We start from the raw sequence: 24,564 nt of genomic DNA on the forward strand, positions 1-24,564 counted from the left end.
GGTCCCAGCCACTCCTCATACACAGGGGCCACGCACAGGGTCCCCTGTATATGAGGACAGCCTCCCCAACGACTCCGCCCGGCGATGCGAATGTCCTCTTCTGGACGCCGTCCTCGCACCGCTGCGCGGGCATCGGGCCGGCTGCGCCGGCCTCCGGCCGTCGGGCTCTGCCCGAGGCCACTCCAACTCCGCCCGGCGATGCGAATGTCCTGTCGCGCCAGCCTCGTACCGTCGGGCGGTCAAACCCAAAGCGCCGAGTCACGGACGGTCCCGTGACTCGGCGCTTTGTCATGCCCGGTGGTCGATGATGGGGACCGACAGGTACGGCCGGTGCGTGGCGAGTGCGTGGTGAGCGCGGCCAGTCCGTCCGAGGCGGGTCCGGCTGAGCGCCGCGACGACGGACATGCCGCGCCGCGGGCGTCCGGCGGGCAGGATCTGCCCGTCGGGGTGAGCGAAGAACCGGAGGTCCTTCGTCGCCGTGATCGGCTTCCTGACCGGCCGGCCGTGCGCGTCGAGCCGGGTGTCGGTGCCCCGGCCCTCGTCCGCCACTGACACCGAGCCGTCGGCCGTGGAGCGTGACCGTAGACCGTACGACGCCCCGCCGGTGCACTGCGCCTCGTCGGCCGCGTACGCGACGACTTCGAGGATCAGGTGGGCAAGCCCGCCGGGGCGAACAGGGCCTGGTTCTCGCGGATGTGAGCACGATGGCCGGCATGGCCGGCGTCCACGGACCCTGCCCGGTCGTGCGTCGTGCTGCGCCACGAGGCCCTTGATCCGTCCATCGGAAAAGCCGGCATGCCGAAGCCCTGCGGCAGCAGCAGCACGGAGGGTACGGAGGCCAGGGGCGGCCCCGTGGGGCATGCAGAACGGCCCCCGTTCCTCCTCGTGGAGGGACGGGGGCCGTAACGTGCAGCCGCTACTGTGGGCCTGGGGCTCAGACCGCCAGCGGGCGGATCGCGGTCGGGGCGTGGCCCGGCTCGGTCGCGAGCTCCTCGAACTCGGTGACGTCGCTCATGTCGACCGTCTTGCTCATCGAGATGTTGGTGACGCGCTCCAGGATGGCCTCGACGACCACCGGGACGCTGTACTCGGCGGCGAGCTTCTTGGCCTCCTCGAAGGCGGCGCCCAGCTCGTTCGGGTCGGTGACGCGGATCGCCTTGCAGCCGAGACCCTCGACGACCTTGACGTGGTCGACGCCGTAGACACCCAGCTCCGGGGTGTTGATGTTCTCGAACTCCAGGTTGACCTCGAAGTTGATGCCGAGGCCGCCCTGCGCCTGACGGATCAGGCCGAGGTAGGCGTTGTTCACCAGGACGTGGACGTACGGGATCTTGTGCTGCGCGCCGACCGCCAGCTCCTCCAGCATGAACTGGAAGTCGTAGTCGCCGGAGAGGGCGACGACGGGGGTCTGCGGGTCGGCGGTGGCGACACCCAGCGCGGCCGGGATGGTCCAGCCGAGCGGGCCGGCCTGGCCGCAGTTGATCCAGTGGCGCGGCTTGAAGACGTGCAGCATCTGCGCGCCGGCGATCTGGGAAAGGCCGATGGTGGTGACGTAACGCGTCTCCGGGCCGAAGGCCTTGTTCATCTCCTCGTAGACGCGCTGCGGCTTCATGGGGATGTTGTCGAAGTGCGTACGGCGCTGCAGCGTGGCCTTGCGCTCCAGGTGCGAGGCGACCCAGGCGCTGAAGTCGGGCAGCTTGCCCTCGGCCTTGAGCTCCTTGGCGACCTCGATGAAAATCTCCAGCGCGGCCTTGGCGTCGGAGGCGATGCCGAGGTCGGGGGCGAAGATCTTGCCGAGCTGGGTGGGCTCGATGTCGACGTGGACGAACTTGCGGTCGCCGAGGTACGCGTCCAGGTTGTAACCGGTGTGGCGGTTGGCCCAGCGGTTGCCGATGCCGAGGACGAAGTCCGACTCGAGGAACGTCGCGTTGCCGTAGCGGTGCGAGGTCTGGACACCGACCATGCCGGCGGCGAGCTCGTGGTCGTCGGGGATGGTGCCCCAGCCCATCAGCGTGGAGATGACCGGGACGCCGGTCAGCTCGGCGAACTCGACCAGCAGGTCGGAGGCGTCGGCGTTGATGATGCCGCCGCCGGCGACGATCAGCGGACGCTCGGACTCCAGCAGGAACTGGAGGGCCTTCTCGGCCTGCTTCCGCGTGGCGGCCGGCTTGTGGACGGGCAGCGGCTCGTACAGGTCGGGGTCGAACTCGATCTCGGTCAGCTGGACGTCGATCGGGAGGTCGATCAGGACCGGGCCCGGACGGCCGGAGCGCATCAGGTAGAACGCCTGCTGGAAGACGCCGGGGACCTGCGCGGCCTCGAGGACCGTGGTCGCGGCCTTGGTGACCGGCTTGGCGATCGAGGCGATGTCGACGGCCTGGAAGTCCTCCTTGTGGAGCTTCGCGACCGGAGCCTGACCGGTGATGCACAGGATCGGGATGGAGTCCGCAATGGCCGAGTACAGGCCGGTGATCATGTCGGTGCCGGCGGGGCCGGACGTACCGATGCAGACACCGATGTTGCCCGCGTTGGTGCGGGTGTAGCCCTCGGCCATGTGCGAGGCGCCCTCGACGTGGCGGGCGAGGGTGTGGTTGATGCCGCCCACGTTCTTGAGCTCGCGGTAGAACGGGTTGATCGCAGCGCCGGGCACGCCGAACGCTTGCGAAACGCCCTCGCGCTTGAGGATCTCCACTGCAGCGGCGGCGGCTGTCATACGAGGCATCGAGTTCTCCTGCGGGTCTGGCGGTCAGACTGTTTCCCGGGGGCGTTTCCACAATCCGGAAGTTTTGTTCTGCTATACGGAACAAGCTAAGCGGCCAGTCCCCGCACGTCAAGGAGCTTCCGCACCCCGGAACACACCAAATGCCGCGTCTCGCACAAGCGAGTTGTACGAACCACCGGGACCCGGCCGAATCTCGGGGGAAAATCGAGGGCAGGCCCGCCCGCCGGTGGCAGGTGGTGGAGCATGGACCTACGCACAGCGACGGAGGGGGCGCAGCACTCATGGCGGAAGCGGTACCGGTGCGCTGCCCGGCGTGCCTGCGCGAGAACGGCTACGCCGCCCCGGTCTTCCCGTGCGCCTGCGGAAGCCCGGTCACCCCGCCCCTGGACCTCGCGGCGCCGCCGGTGCCGCTGACGCACCGCACCTGGTCGGAGAGCTGGGCGGCGGTGCGGTGCACGGCGTGCGGGCGGGTGAGCGAGTGGCCGCATCCCGAGCTGGGATGCGCCTCGTGCGGGACGGTGGTGCGGATCCCGGTGCACCCGGTGGAGCCCGAGACGGGAAGGGAGACGGGGCCGTGGCGCGGGTTCGCGCCCGGGACCGGCCTGCGGGACGGGCTGCCTCCGCGGCCCGGCGCACGTGGGGACGCCCGGGAGGCGGGTCCGGGGCGGCCGGGCACGGCAGGCGCACCGGGCGCACCGGGCCGGGAGGGGTCGGCCCGGGGCGACGGGGCGGCCGGGTCGGACCCGGCCCCCGGGCAGCCTTCGGCGGCGCCGGTGCCGCGGCCGGCGTTCCGCCCGGTGACCATCCGTACCGCCCGGGACGCGGTGACCGCGGCCGCGCTGTACCTGCGGTGGCTCGGCTTCCAGGACGTCCGCCAGCCCGACGGTCGGCCCATCCCCTCCGCGGCCGTGGACCTGCGGGCCCCCGGGCTGGTGGCGCAGGTGGACCCGACCACCGCTCCGGCCGGACTGCGGGCCGTGGAGTGCGTCTGGCTGAACGGCCTGACGGCCTCCGCGACCAGCGTCTACTTCGCGCTCGCGGGGTATACGGAGGACGCCCGCTCGCGCGCGGACGACCTCGGGATACCGCTCTTCGTCATGGATCTCACGGGCATGCCGCAGCCGGTCAACGACCCGGCGGACCGGCTGGTGGGTTCGGGGGCCTAGTCAGGGACGCAGTCAGGGCCGCAGTCAGGTACCCAGCCAGGGGCCCGGCATGGGGCGGCTTGCCGATCAGCCCTGCACGGGCAGGACGTAGGCTCGGAACACACATCCGTATCCGTTGGTTGCTTGCGTGCGTGCCCGCTTGCCTGCCTGCGGGCCTGCCCCTTTCCCTGCCGAGGAGAGCCCGATGAGCCTGTACGACATCCCGCTGACCACCCTGTCCGACGAGCCCACCAGCCTGGCGGCCCACAAGGGCAAGGCGATCCTGCTGGTGAACACCGCTTCGCAGTGCGGTCTCACCCCGCAGTACTCGGGACTGGCCCGGCTGCAGTTCAAGTACGAGGAGAAGGGCTTCACCGTCGTCGGCGTGCCCTGCAACCAGTTCGGCGAACAGGAGCCCGGCAACGCCGAGGACATCGCGACCTTCTGCGCGGCCGGTTTCGGCGTGACCTTCCCGATGCTGGAGAAGACCGAGGTCAACGGCGAGAACCGGCACCCGCTGTACCAGGAGCTGGTGAAGACCCCGGACGCCGACGGCGAGACGGGCGACATCCAGTGGAACTTCGAGAAGTTCCTGATCTCCCCCGCCGGCGAGGTCGTGGCGCGCTTCCGTCCGCGCACCGAGCCCGAGTCCCCCGAGGTCATCGCCGCGATCGAGGCGCAGCTGCCGGCCTAGCTCCGACCGTACGGAGGGCGGCCCGACCCGTGGTCGGCCGCCCCCGGCGGTACGAGGGCCGGGCTCAGCCGAGCTCGGCCTCGTCGTACTCCGCGCCCGAGCCGGCCGCGGTGAGCTCCCGCAGCTCCACCCGGCGGATCTTGCCCGACACGGTCTTCGGCAGCTCCGCGAACTCGATCCGGCGGATCCGCTTGTACGGGGACAGCACCGCGCGGGAGTGCGCGAACAGCGCCCGTGCGGTCTCCGGCCCGGGCTCCCAGCCTGCGGCGAGCGCGATGTACGCCTTCGGTACGGCCAGCCGCAGCGGGTCGGGGGCCGGGACGACGGCGGCTTCGGCGACGGCCTCGTGCTCGAGCAGGGCGCTCTCCAGCTCGAACGGGCTGATCTTGTAGTCGGAGGCCTTGAAGACGTCGTCCGAGCGCCCGACGTAGGTGAGGTACCCGGCTTCGTCGCGCGAGGCGATGTCGCCGGTGCGGTAGAGCCCGTCCGCCATGGCCTCGGCGGTGCGCTCCGGGTCGTCCCGGTAGCCGGTCATCACCCCGGCGGGCCGGCTGCGCAGGTCCACGCAGAGTTCGCCCTCGTCGGGGGACTCCTTGCCGGTGACGGGGTCGAGGAGCACGATCTCGTACCCGGGCGCCGGGCGCCCCATCGAGCCGGGCTTGACGGGGACCCCCGGGAAGTTGCCGACCTGCAGGGTGGTCTCGGTCTGGCCGAAACCGTCGCGGATGGTGACGCCCCAGGCCTCGCGTACCTTCTCGATGACCTCGGGATTGAGCGGCTCGCCCGCGGCGACGGCCTCGCGCGGAGGGGTGCGGAGCTTGGTGAGGTCGGACTGGATCAGCATCCGCCAGACGGTGGGCGGGGCGCAGAAGGTGGTCACGCCGTGCCGGTCCATTTCGGCCATCAGCCGCTCGGCGTCGAAGCGGGTGTAGTTGTGCACGAACACGGTGGCGCCGGCGTTCCACGGGGCGAAGAGGTTGGACCAGGCGTGCTTGGCCCAGCCGGGCGAGGCGATGTTCAGGTGCACGTCGCCGGGGCGCAGCCCGAGCCAGTACATGGTGGAGAGGTGCCCGATGGGGTACGAGGCGTGCGTGTGCTCGACGAGCTTGGGGCGGGCGGTGGTCCCGGAGGTGAAGTAGAGCATCAGCGGGTCGGTGGAGAGCGTCTCGCCGTCCGGCCGGAAGTGCGCGTCGGCCCCGTACATGTCCTCGAGCCGGCGCCAGCCGGTGGGTACGTCCGCTCCGGCGGCGATCCGGGTGTAGGTGCCGGGGACCTCGTCGAACTTGCCGGCGTCCTCGGCGCGCACGACGACGTGCCGTACGTGGCCGCGTTCGATGCGGTCGCGCAGGTCCGCCGCGCCGAGCAGCGGGGTGGCGGGGATGACGACGGCGCGCAGCTTCATCGCGCCGAGCATGACCTCCCACAGCTCGCGCTGGTTGCCGAGCATGACCAGGACGCGGTCGCCGGCCGCGACGCCCTGGTCGCGCAGCCAGTTGGCGGCGGAGTCGGACCGTACGGCCAGCTCCCCGAAGGAGACGGACCGGCTGGTGCCGTCCTCCTCGACGATGCGCAGGGCGTCGGCGGCGTTGCCGGTGGCGATGCGGTCGAACCAGTCCAGGGCCCAGTTGAAGCGCTCGGGCCGCGGCCAGGTGAAGCCGGCGTGGGCGGCTTCGTAGTCGCCGCGGCGTTCGAGCAGGAAGTCGCGTGCGGCCAGGAACGCGGCGGTGGCGTCGCTGTTGATGAAGCCGGTGCCGGCGTTCTCGGGGCTTTCGGGGCTGTTGTGCGTCATGGGAGGCATCGTGCCGTGCCTGTCGTACGCCCCACCAGAGCGGCGTCAGCCGCTGATTGACCCGAAGCGCACGGACGCGCGGCCGCCGTGGTCCGTCATGTCGGCGATCAACCGCTCCCCCTCGGCCACGATCTCTTCCTTGTCCTCCTTCGACGCCTTCCCGAAGAGCTCGACGGTCAGCGTCCCCTCCTCGAGCCGCCACAGCCCGGCGAGGAACCCGTCGACGAGGAGGGTGCAGTGGGACTGGTTCCCGGTCCAGGTGCGCCCCTTGATCTCGGGGGCGACCACGCGGGTGCGGTCGGCGTGGGAGAGCAGCAGGTTGTCGAACTCCGGGAGGAAGCGGGGCGGTGCCGGCGTGTCGGCGTCGGGCCGGGGCGCGTCGGGCAGGTCGAACAGCTCGACGCCGTTCACGTCGCGGAAGACGGCCAGCTGCGGGCGCAGCCGCTCGAAGGCCTCCTTCAGCCGGGTCAGCCCGGCCCAGACCTGCATGTCCTTGACGGAGGCGGGCCCGAAGGCGCCGAGGTAGCGCAGTACGACGTCGTCCACGGCCTGCGGGGCCGCTGCGGCGGGTGCAGCGGGCGTGTCGAGCCACTGCTCCACGGTGGTGAGCCGTACCTGCCCGCTGCGTCCCCACACCCCCCGGGGCGTGACCTGGACGAGCGGGAGCCGGCACCGCGCGGCAACGGCCAGGGCCTGCGGATCGGCGTCCGGCCACTGCGTGAGCAGCTCCTCGCGGATCTCGCCCATCGTGCGGGGTTCGGCCTCGACGAACGCCCGCGCGAGCTCGCCGAGCCGCTCCAGGTCCACTCCGACGAGGCCCTTGCGGAAGTAGTTGACCTCCTGGTCCCGGGCGCCCTGGACCAGCGGCCGCAGGGTCAGCGCGTCGTGCGCGGTGTGGGTGTGGATGGTGGACCGCATGGTGACCATCCGGACCACCTGCCGGGACTCCATCAGCTCCGCGAGCTCGGCGGGCCGGAATCCGGCGAGCCGGGCGTGCAGCTGGAAGTAGGGCGGCTTCACGTTCTGCGCCTGGAGCCCGAGCAGGTGCGCGACGGCGTCCTGCGCGGACGTTGCGGCGCGGCTCAGGAGCAACTGGCGGGCGAGCGTGGCACGGTTGACGGAACGGGTGCCGAGTACGGGATGCGCGGTCCGGGAGGCCATGGACAGCAAGCTACCCCCGGTTGCGGACAGATACGGTCCTCGACAAGGGGCCCGATATCCTTCGATCGCCCGAAATGCACGCTCGACAACACGCTCGACAACACGTGCGACAGACACCTTCGACCGGGAGCTGACCTGCGATGTCGGAGCGCCCAGACCGCCGCCCCTCGCCGTCCGGGAAACGCCCTGGATGGCGCCGCCCCACTCCCCCGCCCGCCACGCCACCCGCCTCCCCGCCGGCCGGCCCGAAACCCGCGCCGGCGCCGGCCCCTCCTCCGAACCACCGCAGCGTGATCGACTCCGCCGTCTACCGCGACGGCCGGCGCATCGCCTCCCCCGCGACCCTCGCGGAGACGTTCCGCCAGCTGCGCGACCAGCCCGACGGCATGGCCTGGATCGGCCTGCACCGCCCCACCGAGCCCGAGCTCCACTCCCTCGCCGCCGAGTTCAACCTCCACGAGCTCGCCGTCGAGGACGCCCTCGAGGCCCACCAGCGCCCCAAGCTGGAACGCTACGGCGACACCCTCTTCGTCGTCCTGCGTGCTGCGCGCTACCTCGACGCCCCGGAGGAGGTCGAGTTCGGCGAGCTGCACATCTTCGTCGGCCCGGACTTCCTGATCACGGTCCGCCACGGCGCCGCCCCGGACCTCTCCGCGGTCCGCCGGCGCATGGAAGAGACCCCGGAGCTCCTCTCCCTCGGTCCCGAGGCCGCCCTGTACGCGATCCTCGACGCGGTGGTCGACGGCTACGCGCCGGTGGTCGCGGGCGTCCAGAACGACATGGACGAGATCGAGACGGAGGTCTTCCGCGGCGAACCGGAGGTCTCCCGCCGCATCTACGAACTCTCCCGCGAAATGGTCGAGTTCCAGCGCGCCACCCGCCCCCTGGTCGGCATGCTCCACGGCCTGATGGCCGGCTTCGCGAAGTACGGCACGGACGAGGAACTCCAGCGCTACCTCCGCGACGTGGCCGACCACGTCACCCACACCAGCGAACGCGTCGACGGCTTCCGCCAGGCCCTGACGGACATCCTGACGGTCAACGCCACCCTGGTCTCCCAACAACAGAACGCCGAAATGCGCGCCCTGGCCGAAGCCGGCTTCGAACAGAACGAGGAGATCAAGAAGATCTCCTCATGGGCTGCCATTTTGTTTGCTCCCACATTGGTGGGAACCATCTACGGCATGAACTTCGAGACCATGCCGGAACTGCACTGGGCAGCGGGCTACCCTTTCGCGATCATGCTGATGGCGGTGGTCTGTACGAGCCTGTACGTCATCTTCAAGAAGCGCGACTGGCTGTAGCGAACCACTGCACGAGCTTGATCGACTTAGCGCAAGCGAACCTCGAATGACGTCCCCAGAGGCACCGTGGGGAGAATCTGGGGAGAATGTGCGGCAAGGGGTCGCCCGGACTCGGCGTCGTCACCTCAACGGGGGCGGCGCCCGGCGCAGTCATCGCTGACCGCGCTCCGCGGGAAATGGCCATTCGGCACACCCTGCGATTCCACAGCGTGGCACACGACCGAAAAGCTGCGGCGCAGGCCAGCAGGCTGTGCAGCCGGCCGGACATTCCCGAAGACATGGCCGACTTGCACTCTTGTCACCCACACGATCATGACGGTGCATCAGTTTCTCTCAGTGGCCGCCGCTACAACCGATCTGGAGGTCCGCACGGCGCGGACCGATGGGGAGGGATTCGGCATGCCGAAGGTTCCGGACGGATACGTGCGCGTACGAAGCCACCTCCGCCGCAAGCCGGGCCCGAAGTCCGCCAAGGGCCTGAGCGTCTGGGCCATCGCCGGCCTGTGTGCGGTGGTGTGGCTCTGGGGCCAGATCTTCGGGTTCGGCGACAGCTCCGCCGAGCAGCAGCCCGTGCCGAAGCCCGGCGTCTCCGCGCCGGCGGGCGGGCAGTGACGGCCCGGCGGCGGCGAAGCATCCGGTGGCGACCGCGCAGTACCGCAGACGTCCTGGGTGCGGCAGCCGTTGCCCTCGCTCTCGCAGTCGCCCTGGCACAGGCCGCATCGCGCCTCCTTGCGAGGGCCGCCGAGAGCTGGCCGCTGCTGATCCTGATCGGTCTGGCCCTCGCCACCGGCTTGGTCTGCCTCGGGCTACGGCGCTCCCGCCGGAACCGCGCGGACAGCGAGAGGCTGGCTCGTCTGCGCATCACCTTGGCCGAGTTGGACGAAATGGACGACCAGCAGTTCGAGTACGCGCTGCGCGATCTCCTCGTCCGCGACGGCTGGGCGGCCACGAAAGTGGGCCGGGGCGGAGACCAGGCCGCGGACGTGATCGGCGTCCTGATCCCCCTCGGCCGGATCGTGGTGCAGGCGAAGCACACCCGCGTCGGCGGCAAGGTCGGCTCGTCGGTGATGTACGAGGTGAAGGGCACGGCAGGCCCCGCGCACAGGGCGGACCACGCGGTCGTCGTCACCAACGGCTCCTTCACGCGCGACGCCATGGCCTGGGGCGACCGCCACGGAGTCCACTGGGTCGACCGCGACCGACTCGACCAATGGGCCCACAAGGGCAAGGCCCTGCACGAACTGCTCAGACTGCCCTCGCGGCGCCCCCGCCTGCCCTGGCGTCGAGCGGCATGAGACGCAGATCCTGACCCACCAACGAGAACGGGTGGCACAGCATGAGCTGTGCCACCCGTTCTCAAGCAAGGGCAAGGTCGTCTGGGACGTACTGAGGGGCCACACCGAGCAGCGCATCGACTGCCGCGCGGCCCTTGCCGCCGGCCTCGGGCATGAAGTGGGCGTAGTGGTCGAGGGTGATGGTCGGGCTGGAGTGGCCGAGCCATCGGGCGAGGGTGACGACGGATTCACCCGCCTCGAGGATCACGGAGGCGTAGGTGTGTCGGAGTACGTGGAAGCCGTCCTTGCGGGAGGCCTTCCAGCGCTGGCCCTTCTCCCTCAGGGGGATCACGCCGGCCTTCGCGAGGGCGGGCTTCCACACCTCGTCGTTGAAGACGTTGGCGCGGATCGCGTTGCCGTAGGTCGTGGTCAGGACCAGCGGGTAGGAGCGCTTCTCCCGGTCGGGTTCGGGGCCGCCCCAGGGCAGCTCGACTTCGACGGCCGTGTGTTGCAGGAAGTGTGCGCGCAGCTCGGCGGCCACCGAAGGCGGCATGTCGACGACCCGGGTCTTACCGCCCTTGGGGAGAGTGAAGTACAGGCGGCCGTACAGGAGCTGGACCTGTCGGCGGACGCGGATGAGGCCGCGCCCGAAGTCGACGTCCATCGGCGACAGCCCGAAGACTTCCCCCTGACGCAGCCCGCACCCGAGGGCGACGACGACGGCGATCTGGTACCGCTGGTTGATGACGCCCCGCACCCGTTGCGCGGTCTCCAGCGGCCAAGCCTCCCGTTGGTCCTCCGGGGCCTTGGGCCAGCGCACGGACTTGGCACGCATCGGGTTGCGGACCAGGCGCTTGTCGTCGATCGCCGTCTCGAAGACGTTCGAGAGGGTGGTGAGGATCTGCCGGGCGTAGCGCGGTGCGCACTCGGCTTCGAGCGTGGCGACGTAGCCGCGCAGGACCGATGCGGTGACGTCCCGCAGCGCGACGTCACCGATGTGCGGGAGTACGTGGAGGCGCACACGCTCGTCCACCCGCTTGACCGTGCCCGGTGCTCCTCGCACGCCCGCCTGCCAGTGGCGCGCGATGTAGTCGGCGACGGTGATGGAGCCGTCGCGCGGGTCGACGAACTCGCCCCGTTCGCTGTCGGTGCCGGCCCTGCGGAGCCACGCCTTGGCGTCCTCCAGCGTGTCGAACGACATGCCCCGGACACCCGGGATGCCCGCGACCCGGTAGCGGCTGCCCTTGCCGTACCGGGCGGTGCGCTCGCGCTTGCCGGTGACGGGGTCCTTCTTCTTGTTGATCCAGCGGTCTTCGATATAGCCGGCCAAGTGTTTCCTTGCAGCTAGGGGTTCGGGACGGTCGGCCGGAAGCCGTCAGACGGTTACCGAGTAGGCAGCGCGCCGCTGCGGTGCGGCGCTCACGGGGTTGAGGTCGGGGTTGGAGCGGGAGTCCGCCTGCTCCTGCGCACGTATCCACGCGTCGAGCGCGTCGACCCTGTACGTCACCCGCCCGCGGGCGCCCATCCGGAAGCTGGGCGGCCCCTGCCGTCGGTGACGCCAGACGTAAAGCGTCTTGGGTGAAATGCCGAGATACGCGGCCGTTTCCTGGACCCCGAGAAACGCACGGCCGACGGTGGAACGGTGGCGAAATTCGGGGGAACCGACAGAGGAAATCGGATCGACGACGGACAAGCGAAGTTCCTTACGAAGGGGACGGGGAAATAGACCACTGGCCACGCACGGGCGCAGCGGCCTCCAGGGACCACCAATGGTGCGGAGAATCCCCGGTTTCGGAAACCGGGGATCGTCGGCTATATTCCGCCCACCCTCAGCGACTCGGGGTGGCTCGACGAAGCAGCGAGAAGCGCGTGCGGCGGCGCTCCGAGGGCTGCGGCGATGGCGACGAGGTCGTCGATGTCGCAGCGGCGTACCGTGCGTTCGATGCGGGAGAGCGCGGTGAAGGTCATGGGGCGACCAAGTGCGGTGACCCGGGCGGCGAGCTGGCGCTGGGAGTAGCCACGGGCCACGCGGGTGCGTTCGATGGCGTGGGCGGCGGCGCGTCCGGCGGGTCCGATTTCGAGAGGGCGTGGCGGCATTGGTGTGTTGTAGCTTGCCCGCAGGAGGCTAGGGAAGGGATTCCCCGTCTGCTGTGAGCGATCCCGGCCCGACATCGAATATCGCGGGCGATTTCACCGACCGGGGTTTCGGGTTTACGGTCGTGCGTCCGGAAGACCTTTCACGGCCGCTTGAGTCAGGCCTGGACTTCTGGACCCGGGGTGTGGCTGTGTTGTCCACGCACCCCGGCCCCGTCGGTTTCCCTACCCCGATTTCGAAAGGCGGTCGACCTCCATCGCCCGTATCCGCACCATCAAGCCCGAGGCCTTCGCCTCCGAGTCCCTGGCGGCCGTGTCGCTGAGCGCCGAGCGGACCTTCTTCGGCCTGCTCACCCAAGCCGACGATAAGGGCCGCATCCGCGACCAGTCCGCCGTCATCGCCGGACAGTTGTGGTCACTGCGCCGCGAACACGGCCCGGTGGAGGTCGAGGACGACCTGACGCAGCTCGACGCCGCCGGCCTGATCTGCCGCTACGAGGGCGGGGACGGAAGGCAGTACCTGCACGTCGTAGCGTTCGCCCTCCACCAGAAGATCAACCGCCCCAGCATCAGCAGGATCCCGTCCTGCCCGCACCACGACCTCGGCGTCCCGCGTGAGCCCTCACCGCCGGTACACGGAACCGTCACGGAGGCCTCCAGGAGGGGTCAGGCAGCATGCAGTGAGGCCGCCATGAGCAGGGACTCCGCAGGTCAAAGGCAGTTCAGTGAGTCCTCACAGCCGGTTGCGGGAGGGCTCACCGAACCTGACGTGAGCCCTCAGCGTCCGGATCTAGGACCTAGGAACAGGGATCTAGGAACTACTCCGTTGGGGGGCGCGAGCGCCCCCGCGCCCCAGACCGTCTCGGCGAAGGACCTCATCACCGAGTACGCCGCGGCCTGCGAGCACCGCCCTCCCTCCACCGTGCTAGGCCAACTCGGGCAGGAGGCCAAGAAGCTCCTCGACGAGGGCATCGACCCCGCCCACGTACGAGCCGGTCTCGACCGCCACCGGGCCAAGGGCCTCCACCCGAAGACCCTGCCCAGCCTCGTACACGAGGTCATGAATGCGGAGCCCGCAGCACCCACCGTCACCCACCGCCCCTGGACCAACCCCACCGACGTCGCCGCCGCCTACGGAGGTTCCCTCTGATCACCACCGCCCTCCCGCAGCCCGCCGACCACGTCGTCCGGGCCATGGCGGGGATCCTGCGCCGCCGGGGCATGGACCCGTCCGTCATGGACTCGCAGGAACCGGACCCCGCGCCCCAACCGGTCACCTCCCTGCAACTGGCCGACGCCCGCATCCCCCCGCGCTACCGGCAGGCCCTCGCCGATCACCCCGAGGTCGCCGCCTGGGTGGACGAGATCGCGTGTGCCGGGCGCCCCGGCCCATCCGGCACACGGGGCATCGCAGAGGGCCCGTCGTTGCTGATCGTCGGCCCCACCGGCACCGGCAAGACCCACCAGGCCTACGGCGCCGTCCGCAGCCTGCTCGCAGCCGGCGTCCGCCTGCGCTGGGAAGCCGTCACCGCCGCCGACCTGTACGCCCGCCTGAGGCCGCGCCCAGGACTCGACGCGGAACGTGAACTGCACACCCTGGCCCGCTGCCCGCTGCTGGTCCTGGACGACCTCGGCGCCGCCAAGGGCAGCGAGTGGACGGAGGAGCTGACCTACCGGCTGATCAACCACCGGTACGAGTACCTGCGCCCCACCTTGCTCACGACGAACCTCCCCATCCCCAAGCTCCGCACCGCCCTCGGCGACCGCGTCGCCTCCCGCCTCTCCGAGATGACCCACCGGGTCATCCTCGACGGGCCCGACCGCCGCCGTCGCAATTCCCCCGCCGCTTGAACGCCCCCACCCTTTGGAGCACCACCCGCTTGACCACCACCTCCCACCGCACGCAGACCGCCGAGCGGTACGCCCTGGCTATCGCAGGCTGCGTCATCGTCACTCTCACCGCCGCGGGTTTCTGGCTCTCCTACGCCCACCTCGCCGAAGTTGCGGGGCGTCACGGCCTCGGGACTTCCCCCACCCGCCAATGGGCGTGGCCCGCCACGCTCGATGCCTTCATCGTCGCCGGCGAAGTGCTCATGCTCCGCGCCAGCCTCCGCCGGGAAACCGACGGGTGGGCGATCTCCCTCACCGCTGCCGGATCGCTGGGCTCGATCGCCCTGAACGTCGCCGGCGTCAGCAGGTCCGACGGCGTCCCGGCCCCGGCCCTCGACTACGTCGTCGCCGCTGTCCCACCAGCAGCCGCGCTCTTCGCCTTCGGCGTCCTCATGCGGCAGATCCACCGCCACGTCGCTGCCGAGGAGTCCACCCACAGTCGCCGTCCGGTAGGGGAACCCTCGGCCCATCCCGCGGACCTGGGCCGTCCCCGCGGGCACTCCGCCACACCGCAGCTCCCGGACCCGGAACGGCACTCGGACCACGAGGGTGACCGCCCCACTTCGGCTGACGCCGGACAGGACGCACCAGGCGATGTGGCGGAAGAGACCGATCAAGTGGCGGAAGCCCACGTCCCGCCGAAGAAGCGCACCGGTCGCAAGCCCGCCGCCACCGACGACGAGCTGTTCGCCATCGCTCTCACCGCCCCGCTCGGACGCGATGGACGCGCGTCGAGCCGCCACATCGAGACGGCTGTCCGCTCCCGCGGCCTCTCCCTCGGCAGGGACCGCCGAGACAAGATCACACGGCAGGTCCAGTCCGAACTCGACAGCGGCCAAGCGGACGCCGCGTAGGCCCCGCCCGAAAGTCACGCTGCCCCCGCGCATCCATCGCGGAGCGAGCTGGCGTTCGTACGCCCCATCCCCGCAGCACCGAAGCCGTTCCAGCCCGACCAACAGGAGACACGCTCTTGCACGAACACCGCAAATGCCCACGACCACCGACAGGCGGCCCCTACCCAAGCCCGAGACGGAGCAAGTTATCCCTTTGGACACTCCACCATCGGCGGAGTGTCCAAAGGGCTCTCCGCCCCAGGGGGACGGAGCCTCGGCCAGCGCCGGGGGACACCTGACGAGGAGGCTGCGACCGCAGCGCGGGCGCAGCCGGGAGAAGATCAACAGCCCCCGTGCGAAGCCCCGAACACCTCCGCTACCCCTCCAGAGCCCCGCACACGACGCCGCACCCGCAAGCACAGCCGACGCTCCAAAGTGTGCAGCGTCCGTATGAACGACGCCGAGCACGCGCTCGTCGCGACCGCCGCCAAAGCTGTCGGCGTGACCGTCGCCGGCTTCTTCGCCAAAGCCGCCCTCAACGCGGCCCACGACCCTCACACCAGCGCCGCGGCCATCGCCGGACGTCGCGAGACCGTCATCGAACTGTTCACTGCCCGCAGACACCTCGGTCAGATCGGCAACAACCTCAACCAGCTGACCCGCGCCGTCAACTCCGGCGGCCGACCGACCGACATCCAACTCGACGCCGTGCTCGACTCGGTCCGCCAGGCCTCCGCGCGCGTCCAGGACGCCACCGACCAGCTCCTCGAACACGGCTAGTACCTGCCTCACCGAGGTCCCCGAGATCCACCCTCCCCGCGTGTTATCCCCATGCGCGCGGTCGATCCGCGTCAATACTCCAGGACGACGTCGAGGTGTTCTTGCACCGGCTCGAACAGGCGGTACGGGACGTACTCAGAGATGTCGGCGCGGGCCACCCACGCGAGTTCGGCCAGCTCGTCGGTGTCCGCGATGTGCGCGTGGCCGCCAGCCACCTCGCAGGCGGTGTACGACATCAAGCGGCCGGTGTCAGGGTGGACCCGTTCCCCCAGCGGTTTCAGCGCCCTCACGGCGAGGCCGGTCTCCTCCAGGGTCTCGCGTACGGCGGCCTCCTCCCGGGCTTCGCCCGGCTCGACCTCACCGGCGGGGAACTGCCAGGACAGCCGCCCCTCGCTGACCCGGCGCCGCACCATGAGAACGCGGCCCTCGTGGACCACGACGGCCGCTGCGATGGCCGGTCGGCCCTCAGCGTTCTGCTGCTCCACGTTGCTCCTCCAGATCGGGCGGGCCGGCTGCCCCGAGGGGCGATACTGGCACGTTCACTGGGGCTCGGCTCCGGTCCGGAGGAGCGGGGTGAGCAGATCGACCACCTCCTCCCACGGGAAGCGGTCGGCCCCGCCACCGGACTTCGGGCGGTGTGGCTCGTAGCTGCCGATCAGCACGCCCATCTCCCGGAGCTCGTCGATGCTGCGCCGGTAGGCCCGGTGGGCGGCGAGCGCGGTGTTCACGTAGGGCAGCAGGACCATAGGGACGCCCATGCCGGGGGCTTCGCAGAGGATGCCGAGCGCCAGGTTGTCGGCGAAGCCGGCGGCCCACTTGTTGACCGTGTTGAACGTGGCCGGCGCGACCGCGATGGCATCAGCCGGCGGGTATGTCCGCGCCTCGCCGGGCGAACGCCAGGCGGACCTGACCGGGTACCCGGTCTGCTCCTCGATAGCCCAGGTGTCGAGGAACTCGAGACCCTGTGGCGTGGCGATCACCCCGACCTCCCAGCCCCGTTCCTGCGCTGCGGTGATCAGCCTGCCGACGTCGCCGGCGATCCCGGCGGCGCACACGACGACGTACAGGAAGGGCTTGGGCTGCGGCTCGGTCACGCGGATACTCCCAGTCGGCGGCTGAAGTGGTGGAGCTCCGGCAGCGTACGTCGACGGTCCCGCGCGGCCATGTCGGCGACCAGCTCGCGGACGGCGGGACGGCGTACGTCCTGGGCGGCGCAGGTCTCGGCGATCCGCAGGGCCTGGTAGCCGTCTGCCAGGCGGCCCTGCTGGGTATAGGCGCGGGCGGCCTCGATCCAGAGTGCGGCACGGCGCTCGGGGACCGGGATGTGGCGGTGCATGAGCGGGCGGGCCGCGTCGAGGGCGATGCCCGCGTCGCCGAAGGAGACCGCCGCACTGATCCGGTGAAGGGTGACGTTCGTCGGGCTGAAGTTGGCCCAGGCGTCCGGCCGGTCGAGGGCGACGTACCGGGCCACCTCCTCCGCTTCGGCGAGGAACTCCCCGGTGGCGGCACGGTCGTCCGCGCGGCTCGCGGCCGTGGCTCCACGCAGCAGGAGCAGACCCAGGACGGCGAGGTGGTGCGGAGAGCGACGGTCGTACGAGCCGGTGAGCTGCGAAGCGGTGTGCCGGATCAGCGTGACGGCTTGTCCGGGGTGCTTCTCACGGACGAGGACGTGCGCGTGGAGCCGGACGCTGGCGGCGAGGACGAGGGGGTCGCCGAAGCGTTCGGCCTCCGCCATGGCCCGGCCGACAGCCAGCCAGGCCGTTCCGGCGTCACCCTGCTTGAGGAAGAGGCTGGCCGAGGTCTGGTAGGCCGTGGCGAGGAAGCGGGACACCTCCTCGGGCCGCAACGAGCTGCCGAGTGCATGGCGCAGATCCGTGATCAGGCCAGGAAGCGTGCGCTCCAGTTCCGCGTAGTCGCACGTGGTCAGCAGCCTGCGGATGGAGGTGGCTCGTAGGCGGAGCCGATCCGTGGAGGCCGGCTCCGTCGTCGGGGCTGCGAGGACGCCGGGCAGGAGGGCCTGGACCAGCGCCGGGTGCGCGGCGGGCACGGGGGCGGCCAGCGCAGTGACGCCCGCGGCGAGGAAGGTACGGCGGCGCATGTCGTCTGTCTCCGGATCGTGGGGCTCTGCTTCCGGGCCGGCGTCAGCGAGCCCGAGCTGGACCGGCGGGATCCGCAGTACCCGGGCGACGTCGCGGAGGACCCGGATGTCGTCGGTTCCGCGGCCGCCCTCCAGGCGGCTGATCTTCGACTGGTGGTAACCCAGTTCAGCGGCCACGTCCGCTTGTGAGCGGCTCTGTAAGACCCTTGCCCGGCGGATCAGCACACCGATGCGGTGCGCCTCGCCCTGTGTGTCGGCCATCTGCGCCACGGCCCCTTCTGCCGAGACCGATCCTGCCTGCTCAACCGAGCCTATCGGTAGGGAAATTGCCCGCCATGCAGAACCTGCATGGACGATGCACGCCCTGCCCACGGCGTCGCGGGCAGCGCCCCCGGACCGGTTGCCTGGTGGAACCGCACCCCTCCAGGAGGCCCCCGATGGAAGTGCACGAAGTCACCCTGCTTGTGACGGGTACGCCGGAAGGCGCCGCCCACGCCCGACGCACGGTAATGGACGAAGTCAGTGGCTGGCGACGGGGCGCGGTCACCAACGAACTGCACGGAGCGGAAACCGTGGCGGGCGAGCTCCTGGCCAACGCCGTCCGGCACGGAGGCGCTGGGACCGCATCCATCACTGCTCGCCTACGCGGTGACCGGCTGCGTTTCGAGGTCCGCGACCAGAGTTCGGCCGTCCCCCGGATGCGCGTCGGCCACCCGGACGCCGAGCACGGGCGAGGTCTGTTGATCATTGCCGCCCTCGCCGACGAGCACGGCGTCGAACAGGGCTCCTCGGGCAAGTCGTGCTGGGCCGAGTTCGACCTCGCCGCCCGCCCCACAACCTCCGTCTTCCCCCAACCTCTCGACCGAAGGAGTTGATCGTGGCACTCACCCGAGCTTCGGCCTCGAACGCCGAAGTGATCGCCGTACGCCCCGGCAGCCCGCTCGCCGGCTCCGTCACCGTCGACGGCTCCAAGAACGCCGCCCTTCCCATGCTGGCGACCGCGGCGGCCGTACGTCGAAACGTCCAGCTGGAGAACGTTCCGGCCAGCGCCGACGTCCAGGCGATGGTTGCCCTCCTCCAGGGGACCGGCTGGCACGTGGCCCGAGCGGTCGGACGGCCTGACACCCTGCTGGTCATCGCTCCCGAACACGCGCCCGCCATTCCCGACCTGAGCCGCGCCTCGGTCATTCGGGCCTCGTACTACATGGTGCCCGCCCTCCTCGCGTTACGGGGCACTGCCCGGCTGCCTTGGCCCGGCGGGTGCCGGATCGGACAGCGCGGTATGGAGCTGCACTTCAAGGTGTACGAGGCGTTCGGGGACCAAGTCACCATCCAGGACGCCGGGTACTCCGTCGAGGCCAGCGGGCAGGGCAGCGGCGGCACGGTCTCGCACGCGCTGCCCTTCCGGTCGCGCGGCGCGACGATCGCCGCAGTGCTGCGGGCGGTCGTCGCCGACCGGGCGTTGCGCCTGGGGCGCCCGAACCTCTCGCCGGAAGTCCTGACCGTGCTCGATGCACTCTGCTCGGCAGGTTGGCAGGCCAAGGTGAGCGACCGGTTCCTCGCTCTCGATCCGGCACCCACACTCGCCGACGAGATTCCGGCCTGGCGCGTGCCGGGCGACAAGGTCGAGGCGGGGACCCTCGCCTGTGCCGTCGCCGCCACCGGCGGCAAAGCACGGATCGACGGCATCCACGGCCGGGACCTCGTGCCGTTTCAGGCGGCACTTCAGCGGCTGGGCATCGCCACATCGGTGCGGGGCGAGGCGCTCCTCGTCGACGGCAGTAGCAACGCCGGCCCGACGAGCCGGCCGCTGCGGGCCATCGCCACCCTCTCTCCTGGGGGCCTGGACGCGGACTTCGAGCCGCCGCTGATGGCCCTGGCCCTCGGCCGGGCCGGCACCCACCTGTTCGCCGACTCGATCAACCCCGGCCGCCACGGCAACCTCCTGCCCCAGTTGGCGAGGCTCGGAGCCGACATCGAGGAGATCTCACCCACCGAGTGCCGCTTTACCGGTCCCCAGCGCCTCACCGGAGCCGGTGTCGAAGCCACGGACATCCGCACCGGCTCCGCCCTCATGGTGGCCGCCCTGACCGCCCGCGGGATCACTACCCTCGGCGGGGTCGCCCAGCTGCGCCGGGGCCACGCCGATCTGCCCGGCAAGCTGCTCCAGCTCGGCGCCGACATCTGCGAGGTCACCCCGTGACCGCGGGCCGTTCGGTCCGGCAGATCCTCGCCACCACGGACGTGCACTCCGCCCTCGGTGTCGGCGCCGCCTTCCTCGGCCAACTCCACGAGGCACGGTCTGACAGCCTGCTCGTGGACTGCGGCGACTTCTTCGAGGGCACCGGCTACTACCGGCTCGGCAAGGGCACTCTCGAACGGGACGTCCTGCTCGGCCTGTACGACGTCATCGCCCCGGGAAACCACGGCTGGGCGCACTACTTCGAGCCCGCCCTCCACCAGCGGACCGTCTGCGCGAACGCAGTCGACGATTCGACCGGCACCCCGCTCTTCCGGCGCCTGCGCATCGTGGAGGTCGCGGGCCGGCCCACGGCCGTCACCGGGGTGATCGGGCTCCAGGCGTTCGACTCGATCCCGGTCGCCCAGCGGCCGGGGCAACGGGCCGTCGAGCCCGTGAAGGCCCTGCGCGAGTTGATGCTGGCGCACCACCATGAGGTCGACTCCTGGGTGCTCCTCAGCCACTGCGGCTTCGAGGAGGACCTCGGGCTCGCCGATACCTGCCCCTTCCTGGACGTGATCTTCGCGGGCCACTGCCACAGCGATCACACGGGCCCCGCACGCATCGGCAACACCCTCGTCCTGAAGGGCCGCGAGCTCGGCGTCGGCTACGCCGTCGCCACGTACACCCCCGACCGCTGGGTCGGCCGAACCGCCCTCTTCTCCGACACCGCGGACACCGCCCCATCCGTCCTGCCGCCCGAGCTGGCCTCCGTACGGGACCGGATCGCGGCGTTCGACGCACAGCTGACCGAGCCGTTGGGCCGGATCGCGGAACCGTACCGGAACAAACAGCTCGATCGCCGGGCCCTGGTCCAAGACCTGGCCGACCAGCTCCGGAGCGGCCTGGGCAGGGACGCCGTCATCCTGAACGAGACCGCCCTCCGCACCACGATCCTGGGCGAAATCCTGACCACCGGCGATCTGCTGATCGTCGAGCCGTTCGCGAACTCGCTGGTCGAGGCCAGCATCGCTCCGGCCCACCCCCACGACACCGAAGCCCTCCTCGCCCACCTCACCGAGCGAGTCGGGCCGCTCGTCACTTCTCCCGACCCGCTTCCGGCCGGGCTGACGAGCGTGCTGACCACCGACTACCTGGCCGACAGCTGCCTGGGCGGCCGGGCCCGTCCCACCGGCCTGAGCGTGGGCTCGGCGATCCGGAGCACCCTCACGAACGGAGACGACCAGTGATCCTGACCGGTCCGGAGATCATCTCCGCCTCGCGCGACGGGCGGCTGCGCATCGCCCCCTTCTCCTCCTCCCAGGTCAACCCGAACAGCTACAACGTCCGACTCGGTCCCACCCTGCTGACCTACACGGACGACGTCCTCGACGCCCACCGCCCCAACCCCACCCACCGCATCCAGGTCGGCGAAGACGGCCACACCCTGCAGCCGGGCGAGCTGTACCTCGGACACACGATGGAGGAGGTGGGCTCGGACCGCTTCGTCCCGCTGCTCTTCGGCCGCTCCTCCGTGGGCCGGCTCGGACTCTTCGTCGAGATCACCGCGCCCATCGGAGACATCGGCTTCCACGGGCAGTGGACGCTGATGCTCACCCCGACCCGCCCCGTCCGCGTCTACGCCGGGATGAAGATCGGACAGATCATGTTCTTCGTCTCCGAGGGCGCCATCGACCTGTACTCCGGCAAGTACCAGGCGTCCGCCGGGCCGCAGCCCTCCGCCTACTGGCGCGACCTCGACCCCTCGGCGGTGACGTCGTGATCCTGACCGGACCGGCCATCGCCGCCGCCCGCGATGCGGGCCACATCACGATCGACCCGTACGAACCCGACCGCCTCTCCCCCAACGCCTACGACTGGCGCCTCGGCAGCACCCTCCGCGTCTGCCAGGGCGACTTGGACGCCGCTGCCCCCACCACCTTCCGCGAACTCACCCTCCCCGACGACGGCTACGTCCTCGAACCCGACAACCTCTACCTCGGCCACACCCTGGAGCGGACCGGATCCGAGACCTACGCCCAACTCCTCAACGGCGACCGGACCACCGGCTGCCTCGGCATCTGGGTCCACGTCTCCGCGCCCCTCGGCCACCAGGGCCACGCCATCCGCTGGACCCTGGAGATCAGGGCCACCCGCCCCGTTCGCGTCCGGCCCGGCATGACCTTCGGCAAGCTCGTCTTCCTCCGCACCCACGGCACGCCGGCCAGCTACCAGCAGCACGGCCTCAAGTACCGCACCAGCGAAGGCATCGAAACCTCCCGCCTCTACGAGGAGAACCCCGGAGGACGCCGGTGAACCCCCTCGTCGCCACCGCCCTCGACCTCCCGTACCCCAGCCCAGGCGGGAGCGTCGAACTCTTCCTCGACCTCTACACCGGCGAGCGGCCCGCCGTCCCCGCCCGCGCCTTCATGCTCGCCCCCGACGGCCCCCGCCCCCGGACGCCCGCCGGCCTCGACCTCCTCCACGCCACCGGGAAGTGCATCGGCGGCGACCGCTTCAACAGGTACGTCACCGACCTCCGTCACGCCCTCACGGCCGCCGTCGACCCGCGGCAGATCAGCGTGCTGCACCTCCACCACCTGGCCTTCGGCGCCACCCCGGCCCTCCTGCGCGCCTTCCCCCGCCACCCCCGCATCGCGTTCGTCCACGGCACCGACCTCCTCTACGCCGAGAACCACAGCACCCAGCTCCGCGTCCTGCGCGAGGCCGCGAACGCGGCCGACGCGATCGTCGTCCCCACCCACGCGATGACCGACCGCCTGCTCAAGCTCGCTCCCAAGACCGACAGGCGCAAGATCGAGAAGATCCCGTGGGGCGTCCCCGACCAGCTCCTGAGTGCTCCCCCGCCCCGGCCCGCACACCGCCGCACCAGCCACCTGCGCGTCCTCTTCGCAGGCCGCGTGAGCTCCGAGAAGGGCCTCGAACCCCTCCTCCAAGCCGTCGCGGCCACGCCCTCCATCGAACTGAGCGTCGCCGCACCCCGGTCCCAGTTCCAGGACCTCGTACCGGTCATCCGCCAGCTCGGTGTCCACGTCCGCTACCTCGGCTGGTTCCGCCGACAGCAGCTGTGGAAGGTCTTCGCCGACCACGACGTCCTGGCCGTGCCCTCCACCACCCTGGAGGCCATGGGCCTCGTCGCCCTCGAAGCCCAGGCCTGCGGCCTCCCCGTCCTCTACCAGCCCGTCCCCGGCCTCACCGAGGCCCTCGCCGGCACCGGCATGGCCACGGACTTCACCACCCCCGCCACCGCGGCCCACGACCTCAACCGCCTCCGCACCACACCGGGCCTGCTCGAACTGCTCCGCACGGCCGGCCGCACCAACGCCGCCCGCTTCCCCCTCAGCGCCACCGCCTCGGCCATCACCGAACTCGGCCGACGGCTCACCTGACACCACCCGTGGCGCAGTCGGGCCGACCCCTGACACGTCACTAGGCTGGCCAGCGGACCACCCGCGGCCGTACGACGATCGGGAGACCATGACCACGCCCTCCACCGCCCGTATCGAAGACCTCCTCAAGACCGGCGTGCGCGAGGAGGTCTACCCCGGCGCGGTGTGGGCGGTCGGGGACGCCGACGGCGTCCGCGCGAGCGGAGCCGTCGGCCTCCTCGACCCCGACCGGCCCGACGAGCCCATGCGGCTGGACACCGTCTTCGACGTGGCCAGCCTCACCAAGATCCTCGCCGTCTGGTCCACGATCGGCACGCTCGTCGAAGAGGGCAAGCTCGACCTCCACGCCCCGCTGGGCACCTTCTGGGACGAGGTGGCCGGCCACCCCCTGACCCGGGCCACGGCCCACCACCTCCTGACCCACACTGCGGGCCTGCCCCTGCGCGCCAACCTGAAGAACCTCTACGGCACCGACCCCCAGGACATCCGCGACGGCGTCCTCCACGAAGCCCTCCACCGCCCACCGGGCGAGGCCGTCGAGTACACCGACCGGGCCGCCCTGATCCTCGGCTACCTCGCCGAACACCTCTCGGGCCAGCCCCTGGACCAGCTAGCCATCGACCGCGTCTGGCACCCCCTGGGAATGACGCGCACCCACTTCGGCCCCCTCCCCACCACCGAAACGACCTGCTGCGCCCCCACCGAGTACGACGACACCACCGGCACCCACCTCAAGGGCACCGCCCACGACTTCTCCGCCCGCCTCCTCGGCGGCGTCTGCGGCATCGCCGGCACCTTCTCCGTCCTCGACGACCTCGCCCTCTTCCTCCGCCACATGCTCGCCCCCACCCGGGCCGCGTTCGGCCCGACCTGGGTCAAGGACTCCCTCCACCTCCAGACCGGTGCCCTCACCCCCGCCCGTGGGCTCTTCTGGCACCCCGCCCCCGGCACCGACCCCGCCGCGGACGTCTGGGTCCACTACGGCTTCACCGGCACGGGCATGTGGATCAGCCCGGCCCAAGACCGGTGGGCCGTCCTCCTCACGAACAAACTCCGCTTCAACCGCGATCGGGAGCCCTTGACGGAAATCCGCAACGCTTTCCGTCTCGCCGCATTCACGGTGGTTGTTCCGAGGCTCCAGGCCTGACGGCAACCCCGTCCACGCGGAGGCTTTGATCGGCTTGGCGGAGG

The 24,564-nt window shown here is 70.8% G+C and carries 27 protein-coding genes; 16 read left to right on the top strand and 11 right to left on the bottom strand.

What is annotated here, in order from left to right:
- Window positions 1–288: 288 nt before the first annotated feature.
- Together AB5J51_RS10375 and gcl are read right to left on the bottom strand one after the other, a co-directional pair.
- Window positions 289–549 carry a hypothetical protein gene (locus AB5J51_RS10375; RefSeq protein ID WP_369777508.1) on the bottom strand — a complete coding sequence of 87 codons (261 nt, stop codon included), beginning with the start codon at window positions 547–549 and terminating at the stop codon, window positions 289–291.
- A gap of 385 nt (window positions 550–934) precedes the next feature.
- The gene (gcl, locus tag AB5J51_RS10380; RefSeq protein WP_078987221.1) at window positions 935–2,722 is read right to left on the bottom strand and encodes a glyoxylate carboligase; all 1,788 of its coding nucleotides are present in this window, start codon (window positions 2,720–2,722) and stop codon (window positions 935–937) included.
- A 281-nt stretch (window positions 2,723–3,003) separates the two neighbouring features.
- Here gcl and AB5J51_RS10385 point away from each other — a divergent pair, with 281 nt between their 5' ends.
- Together AB5J51_RS10385 and AB5J51_RS10390 are read left to right on the top strand one after the other, a co-directional pair.
- Window positions 3,004–3,888: a hypothetical protein gene (locus AB5J51_RS10385; protein ID WP_369777509.1), complete on the top strand. Its 885-nt coding sequence runs from the start codon at window positions 3,004–3,006 to the stop codon at window positions 3,886–3,888.
- A gap of 184 nt (window positions 3,889–4,072) precedes the next feature.
- Window positions 4,073–4,561 (top strand): glutathione peroxidase, encoded by a 489-nt coding sequence (locus AB5J51_RS10390; protein ID WP_133896499.1) that lies wholly within the window; start codon window positions 4,073–4,075, stop codon window positions 4,559–4,561.
- A 64-nt stretch (window positions 4,562–4,625) separates the two neighbouring features.
- On the opposite strand, the gene AB5J51_RS10395 is transcribed toward AB5J51_RS10390, so the two are convergent.
- Together AB5J51_RS10395 and AB5J51_RS10400 are read right to left on the bottom strand one after the other, a co-directional pair.
- Entirely contained in the window at window positions 4,626–6,350 is a 1,725-nt protein-coding gene (locus AB5J51_RS10395) for an AMP-binding protein (protein WP_369777510.1), read from the bottom strand.
- A gap of 45 nt (window positions 6,351–6,395) precedes the next feature.
- Window positions 6,396–7,511, bottom strand: coding sequence for a winged helix DNA-binding domain-containing protein (locus AB5J51_RS10400; RefSeq protein ID WP_369777511.1), 1,116 nt, complete (start codon window positions 7,509–7,511; stop codon window positions 6,396–6,398).
- A 140-nt stretch (window positions 7,512–7,651) separates the two neighbouring features.
- Here AB5J51_RS10400 and AB5J51_RS10405 point away from each other — a divergent pair, with 140 nt between their 5' ends.
- The 3 genes from AB5J51_RS10405 (at window position 7,652) to AB5J51_RS10415 (ending at window position 10,110) form a co-directional block, all read left to right on the top strand.
- On the top strand, window positions 7,652–8,815 hold the full coding sequence (locus tag AB5J51_RS10405; RefSeq protein ID WP_369777513.1) for a magnesium and cobalt transport protein CorA: 1,164 nt from the start codon (window positions 7,652–7,654) through the stop codon (window positions 8,813–8,815).
- A 399-nt stretch (window positions 8,816–9,214) separates the two neighbouring features.
- Complete coding sequence (locus AB5J51_RS10410; RefSeq protein WP_327738265.1) at window positions 9,215–9,427, top strand: hypothetical protein; 213 nt, start codon at window positions 9,215–9,217, stop codon at window positions 9,425–9,427.
- 53 nt (window positions 9,428–9,480) lie between these two features.
- Window positions 9,481–10,110, top strand: a complete 630-nt coding sequence (locus AB5J51_RS10415; protein ID WP_327740304.1) for a restriction endonuclease — start codon at window positions 9,481–9,483, stop codon at window positions 10,108–10,110.
- Window positions 10,111–10,171: 61 nt separating this feature from the next.
- Here the strand turns inward: AB5J51_RS10415 and AB5J51_RS10420 are convergent, their stop codons facing one another.
- From AB5J51_RS10420 to AB5J51_RS10435, 4 genes are all read right to left on the bottom strand, one after another.
- Entirely contained in the window at window positions 10,172–11,419 is a 1,248-nt protein-coding gene (locus AB5J51_RS10420) for a tyrosine-type recombinase/integrase (RefSeq protein ID WP_369777514.1), read from the bottom strand.
- Window positions 11,420–11,464: 45 nt separating this feature from the next.
- A complete protein-coding gene (locus AB5J51_RS10425) occupies window positions 11,465–11,782 on the bottom strand; it encodes a helix-turn-helix domain-containing protein (protein ID WP_327738263.1) in 318 nt (105 codons plus the stop codon).
- Between the two features lie 119 nt (window positions 11,783–11,901).
- Complete coding sequence (locus AB5J51_RS10430; protein ID WP_369777515.1) at window positions 11,902–12,186, bottom strand: helix-turn-helix domain-containing protein; 285 nt, start codon at window positions 12,184–12,186, stop codon at window positions 11,902–11,904.
- A gap of 222 nt (window positions 12,187–12,408) precedes the next feature.
- Window positions 12,409–12,537: a hypothetical protein gene (locus AB5J51_RS10435; protein ID WP_369777516.1), complete on the bottom strand. Its 129-nt coding sequence runs from the start codon at window positions 12,535–12,537 to the stop codon at window positions 12,409–12,411.
- Here AB5J51_RS10435 and AB5J51_RS10440 point away from each other — a divergent pair.
- The 4 genes from AB5J51_RS10440 to mobC all read left to right on the top strand — a co-directional run bounded on the left by AB5J51_RS10440 (window position 12,488) and on the right by mobC (window position 15,686).
- Complete coding sequence (locus AB5J51_RS10440) at window positions 12,488–13,333, top strand: hypothetical protein (protein ID WP_369780242.1); 846 nt, start codon at window positions 12,488–12,490, stop codon at window positions 13,331–13,333. The genes AB5J51_RS10435 and AB5J51_RS10440 overlap by 50 nt on opposite strands.
- Before the next feature lie 44 nt (window positions 13,334–13,377).
- Window positions 13,378–14,034, top strand: a complete 657-nt coding sequence (locus tag AB5J51_RS10445) for an ATP-binding protein (protein ID WP_327738260.1) — start codon at window positions 13,378–13,380, stop codon at window positions 14,032–14,034.
- Between the two features lie 29 nt (window positions 14,035–14,063).
- Window positions 14,064–14,927, top strand: a complete 864-nt coding sequence (locus AB5J51_RS10450; RefSeq protein ID WP_369777517.1) for a DUF2637 domain-containing protein — start codon at window positions 14,064–14,066, stop codon at window positions 14,925–14,927.
- A 429-nt stretch (window positions 14,928–15,356) separates the two neighbouring features.
- Window positions 15,357–15,686, top strand: a complete 330-nt coding sequence (gene mobC / locus AB5J51_RS10455) for a plasmid mobilization relaxosome protein MobC (protein WP_327738258.1) — start codon at window positions 15,357–15,359, stop codon at window positions 15,684–15,686.
- A gap of 71 nt (window positions 15,687–15,757) precedes the next feature.
- Here mobC and AB5J51_RS10460 read toward each other — a convergent pair whose 3' ends face one another.
- From AB5J51_RS10460 to AB5J51_RS10470, 3 genes are read right to left on the bottom strand one after another with little or no spacing between them, the layout of a single operon-like run.
- A complete protein-coding gene (locus AB5J51_RS10460; protein WP_327738257.1) occupies window positions 15,758–16,171 on the bottom strand; it encodes an NUDIX hydrolase in 414 nt (137 codons plus the stop codon).
- A 54-nt stretch (window positions 16,172–16,225) separates the two neighbouring features.
- The gene (locus tag AB5J51_RS10465) at window positions 16,226–16,780 is read right to left on the bottom strand and encodes a flavoprotein (protein ID WP_369777518.1); all 555 of its coding nucleotides are present in this window, start codon (window positions 16,778–16,780) and stop codon (window positions 16,226–16,228) included.
- Window positions 16,777–18,045: a helix-turn-helix transcriptional regulator gene (locus tag AB5J51_RS10470; protein WP_327738255.1), complete on the bottom strand. Its 1,269-nt coding sequence runs from the start codon at window positions 18,043–18,045 to the stop codon at window positions 16,777–16,779. Before AB5J51_RS10470 ends, AB5J51_RS10465 begins: the two co-directional genes overlap by 4 nt.
- A gap of 176 nt (window positions 18,046–18,221) precedes the next feature.
- Here AB5J51_RS10470 and AB5J51_RS10475 point away from each other — a divergent pair, with 176 nt between their 5' ends.
- From AB5J51_RS10475 to AB5J51_RS10505, 7 genes are all read left to right on the top strand, one after another.
- The gene (locus tag AB5J51_RS10475; RefSeq protein ID WP_327738254.1) at window positions 18,222–18,659 is read left to right on the top strand and encodes an ATP-binding protein; all 438 of its coding nucleotides are present in this window, start codon (window positions 18,222–18,224) and stop codon (window positions 18,657–18,659) included.
- Window positions 18,660–18,661: 2 nt separating this feature from the next.
- Window positions 18,662–19,987 (top strand): UDP-N-acetylglucosamine 1-carboxyvinyltransferase, encoded by a 1,326-nt coding sequence (locus AB5J51_RS10480; RefSeq protein ID WP_369777519.1) that lies wholly within the window; start codon window positions 18,662–18,664, stop codon window positions 19,985–19,987.
- Window positions 19,984–21,213 carry a metallophosphoesterase gene (locus AB5J51_RS10485; RefSeq protein ID WP_327738253.1) on the top strand — a complete coding sequence of 410 codons (1,230 nt, stop codon included), beginning with the start codon at window positions 19,984–19,986 and terminating at the stop codon, window positions 21,211–21,213. Before AB5J51_RS10480 ends, AB5J51_RS10485 begins: the two co-directional genes overlap by 4 nt.
- The gene (dcd, locus tag AB5J51_RS10490; protein ID WP_327738252.1) at window positions 21,210–21,746 is read left to right on the top strand and encodes a dCTP deaminase; all 537 of its coding nucleotides are present in this window, start codon (window positions 21,210–21,212) and stop codon (window positions 21,744–21,746) included. The genes AB5J51_RS10485 and dcd overlap by 4 nt, the downstream gene beginning before the upstream one ends.
- The gene (locus AB5J51_RS10495; RefSeq protein ID WP_327738251.1) at window positions 21,743–22,279 is read left to right on the top strand and encodes a deoxycytidine triphosphate deaminase; all 537 of its coding nucleotides are present in this window, start codon (window positions 21,743–21,745) and stop codon (window positions 22,277–22,279) included. Before dcd ends, AB5J51_RS10495 begins: the two co-directional genes overlap by 4 nt.
- Window positions 22,276–23,373 (top strand): glycosyltransferase family 4 protein, encoded by a 1,098-nt coding sequence (locus AB5J51_RS10500; RefSeq protein WP_369777522.1) that lies wholly within the window; start codon window positions 22,276–22,278, stop codon window positions 23,371–23,373. Before AB5J51_RS10495 ends, AB5J51_RS10500 begins: the two co-directional genes overlap by 4 nt.
- Window positions 23,374–23,461: 88 nt before the next feature.
- A complete protein-coding gene (locus tag AB5J51_RS10505; RefSeq protein WP_037848310.1) occupies window positions 23,462–24,520 on the top strand; it encodes a serine hydrolase in 1,059 nt (352 codons plus the stop codon).
- Window positions 24,521–24,564: the final 44 nt, after the last annotated feature.

It is taken from the genome of Streptomyces sp. R33 (genome assembly GCF_041200175.1).
Taxonomy (GTDB): Bacteria; Actinomycetota; Actinomycetes; order Streptomycetales; family Streptomycetaceae; genus Streptomyces; species Streptomyces katrae_B.